5 protein-coding genes are annotated in these 3356 nt (G+C 70.9%); 4 read left to right on the top strand and 1 reads right to left on the bottom strand.

What is annotated here, in order from left to right; genetic code table 11:
• The first annotated feature begins 39 nt into the window (after nucleotides 1–39).
• The 3 genes from ACWDU1_RS30925 to ACWDU1_RS30915 all read left to right on the top strand — a co-directional run bounded on the left by ACWDU1_RS30925 (nucleotide 40) and on the right by ACWDU1_RS30915 (nucleotide 2306).
• Nucleotides 40–555 (top strand): DoxX family protein, encoded by a 516-nt coding sequence (locus ACWDU1_RS30925; protein ID WP_450003903.1) that lies wholly within the window; start codon nucleotides 40–42, stop codon nucleotides 553–555.
• Nucleotides 556–577: 22 nt separating this feature from the next.
• On the top strand, nucleotides 578–1417 hold the full coding sequence (locus ACWDU1_RS30920) for an NAD(P)-dependent oxidoreductase (RefSeq protein ID WP_450003902.1): 840 nt from the start codon (nucleotides 578–580) through the stop codon (nucleotides 1415–1417).
• Nucleotides 1418–1505: 88 nt separating this feature from the next.
• Entirely contained in the window at nucleotides 1506–2306 is an 801-nt protein-coding gene (locus ACWDU1_RS30915) for an NAD(P)-dependent oxidoreductase (protein ID WP_450003900.1), read from the top strand.
• Between the two features lie 23 nt (nucleotides 2307–2329).
• Here ACWDU1_RS30915 and ACWDU1_RS30910 read toward each other — a convergent pair whose 3' ends face one another.
• Nucleotides 2330–2935, bottom strand: a complete 606-nt coding sequence (locus ACWDU1_RS30910) for a TIGR03086 family metal-binding protein (RefSeq protein ID WP_450003898.1) — start codon at nucleotides 2933–2935, stop codon at nucleotides 2330–2332.
• Between the two features lie 69 nt (nucleotides 2936–3004).
• On the opposite strand from ACWDU1_RS30910, the gene ACWDU1_RS30905 reads away from it, so the two are divergent.
• Nucleotides 3005–3356, top strand: a 352-nt coding sequence (locus tag ACWDU1_RS30905; protein WP_450003896.1) for a MarR family winged helix-turn-helix transcriptional regulator, incomplete at its 3' end; no start/stop codon positions are given.

The following is a 3356-nucleotide window of genomic DNA, read 5'->3' as shown; positions in this document are numbered from 1 at the left end:
TTCGACGGCGGCGCGACGGCGCCGCCGGAAAGGTAACCGATGGACGTCACCGATTTCGCCCTGTTCCTGCTCCGGCTGGTCGTGGGGGCGACCATGATCGCGCACGGGGTCAACCACTGGATCGGCGGCGGCAAGATCGCCGGAACCGGCCGCTGGTTCAGCAGTCTCGGATTGCGCAACGGAGTCCTGCAGGCGTGGCTGAGCGTGATCACCGAGATCGGCGCCGGTGTACTGCTCGTCGTCGGTCTGCTGACACCGCTGGCGGCCGCGGCGGTGGTGTCGGTGATGCTGGTCGCCGCGCTGCTCGCGCACCGGAAGAACGGATTCTTCGTGATGAAGGACGGATACGAATACGTTCTCGTCCTGGGGGTGGTCTGTGTGGTGATCGGCCTGCTGGGCCCCGGATGGCTCTCACTCGACCATGCCGCCGGAATCGAGATCACCGGCTGGGCGGGAGGCGCCATCGCACTCGGCGTCGGCGTTCTCGCGACGGCCGGGTTGCTGGCCGTGTTCTGGCGGCCGCAGGCCCCGGCCACGCCGGACACCGAATCCTGAACTGTACGAACGGAGTAGTCATATGCGCGTCGGATTCATCGGACTGGGCAGTCAGGGCGGGCCGATGGCCCGCCGCATCGTCGAGGGCGGATACCCCACCACCCTGTGGGCCCGCCGCGCGGCGAGTACCGAACCGTACGCGGACACGGCGGCGAAGGTCGCGGAGAGCCCCGCCGCCCTGGCGGCCGACAGTGATCTGGTCTGCCTGTGCGTGGTCGGCGATGCCGATGTGCGGGAGGTCCTGGAACGCGAGGACGGTGTACTGGCCGGGTTCGCCGCCTCGGCGGCGGGCCGTAGCACGCAGCCGATCATCGCCATCCACAGCACCGTGCACCCGGATACCTGCCGCGAGCTGGCCACGACGGCCGCCGCGCAGGGCATCTCGCTCATCGACGCGCCGGTCAGCGGCGGCGCCCCCGCCGTGGAGGCCGGGCGGTTGCTGGTGATGGCCGGTGGCGACACCGCCACGGTCGAACGGTGCCTGCCGGTCTTCGAGACCTACGCGAACCCGGTGGTGCATCTGGGCGAGGTCGGCGCCGGCCAGACCACCAAACTGCTCAACAATCTGCTCTTCACCGCTCATATGGCCACCGCCGTGACCACGCTCGAACTCGGTGAGCGCCTCGGTGTGAGCCCGCAGCGCCTCGGCGAGGTGATCGGCAACGGCAGCGGGAACAGTTTCGCTCTCGGCCGGATCCTCGCCGGCGGCGGTTCTCTGGACCAGATCGCGGCACACGCCGGCGATCTGCTGCGCAAGGATGTCCGGCTGATCGGTGAGCTGGCCGCCGCGGCCGGAATCACACCGGGTGCCGTGCTCGATACCGCCGACGCGACACTCGCGCTGATGGGCCGGCCGCGCTGACCCAGCACCGCACCGGCCGCCCGACGCGTGCCCCGGTGCGCACCACCGGGGCACGGTGACACCGCGCCCCCGAACGAAGGAGAACCGAGTGCGTATCGGATTCGTCGGCGCCGGCCGGATGGGCGTCCCCATGATCCGGCGTCTCGTCGCGGCGGGCCACGAGGTGCGGGCGGCCGGGCGGACCCCGGCCGCCCGCGACGCGATCATCGGCGCGGGCGCCACCGCGGTCGGCACCGTATCCGAGACGGGACCGCAGGCCGAGGCCGTGGTGGTCTGTGTTTTCACCGATGAGCAGGTGCGCGAGGTATGCCTGGACAGCGGCCTGCTGGAGACCATGCCCGCCGGATCGGTGCTGATCCTGCACACCACCGGCAGCCCGGATACCGCGACCGCGATCGCCGCCGCCCCGGCCGCCGCCGGGCGTCTGGTGGTGGACGCCCCGGTCAGCGGCGGCCCGCACAATATCGCCGACGGCACCCTGACGGTGTTCCTCGGCGGTGCGCCGGCGGCCGCCGAACGCGCCCGACCCGTCCTGGCCGCCTACGCCGATCCGGTGCTGGCGGTCGGCGCGCTCGGTAACGGCCAGCGGGTGAAGCTGGTCAACAATTCGCTGTTCGCCGCCCAGATCGGGCTGGTCACCGAGGCGGTGCGCCTGGCCGGGCAGCTCGGCCTGGCCGAATCCGAGGTGCTCGCCGCGCTGCCGCACGCGAGCAGTTCGGGCCGGGCGGTACTGAGCGTCGCGGCGAAGGGTTCGGTCGCGGCCTTCTCCGAATCGGTCGGTGATTTCCTCCGCAAGGATGTCGCGGTGGCCCGGGACCTGGCCGAGCGCCTCGGCAGCGATCTGGGGCTGCTCGATCCGGCCATCCGCGCCGCGGTCGAACCCGCCTGATTATCCGGAGCTTTCCGGGACGGTCACCCGGCGGCCGGCCATTCCGGGGACCGGCCCAGCAGCCGCAGGATCCGATCCAGCGCGGGTCCGGTATCGGCGCCCGGTAGCGCCCGCGCGAAGGGGGATTCCGGGTTGTCGCGCTCCGCGCCGTCGGGTACACCGGCGGCGATCCGCAGCACCGGTTCCGCGAGCGTCTCGTCCAGTTCGTACTCCACGCCGAGGGCCCGCGCCAGGTCCCAGCCGTGGACCACATAGTCGACCAAATGGAAGCCGATCGCGAGATGCCCCGGCACCGTGACCCCGGGGCCGAATTCCGGCATCGCGAATTCACGGCCGGGCACATCGGCGGCCGCGAAGGCGTCCAGTACCTCGGTGGCGGCCTCGGCGTATTCGGCCGGCGTATGCGGACCGGGCGGGCGCGGCCGCCAGATCGCGAGATCCGCGGCGTCTCCGCGGGCCGCCGCGGCGAAACCGCGATGTTGTACGGCCATATGGGCCAGTAGTTCGCCGACGGTCCAGTCGGCGCAGGGAGTCGGGAGCCCGAGCCGGTCCGTGGTGACCAGTTCGGCGGTTTTCAGGGTTTCGAGCACGGCGGTGCGGTCGAGGTCTCGGAGATCGTCTGAAGTCATACGGCCAATAGTATGCATGCGCCTATCGTATGTCCATGCCTATCAATGCGAAGCCGGTAGGTTCTATCCATGGGATCGACGGACCGACCGGACCTGGCAGCGATGCTCGCGCCGCTGACCCGCAGCCTCATCGCGATGGAACTACCCGTACTCGAAGAGCACGGAGTCAGCATGTGGGCCTACAGCGTGCTCACGGCATTGTCGGCGGGCCCGGCGCGGGGACAGGGCGTGCTCGCCCAGGAGATCGGCGCGGACAAGACCCGCATCATCGCGGTCCTCGACGATCTACAGGCCCGGGGGCTCATCGAACGCACCCCGGATCCGGCCGACCGCCGCGCCCGGCTACTGGAACTCACCCCGCGAGGCCGCGAGCTGCACGCTTCCGCACAGGCCCGGATCCGTGCACGGGAGGAGGAACTGC

Source organism: Nocardia sp. NPDC003345, assembly GCF_053589395.1.
The sequence above is the reverse complement of the archived record's forward strand: the minus strand, read 5'-3'. Positions and strand labels throughout refer to the sequence as shown.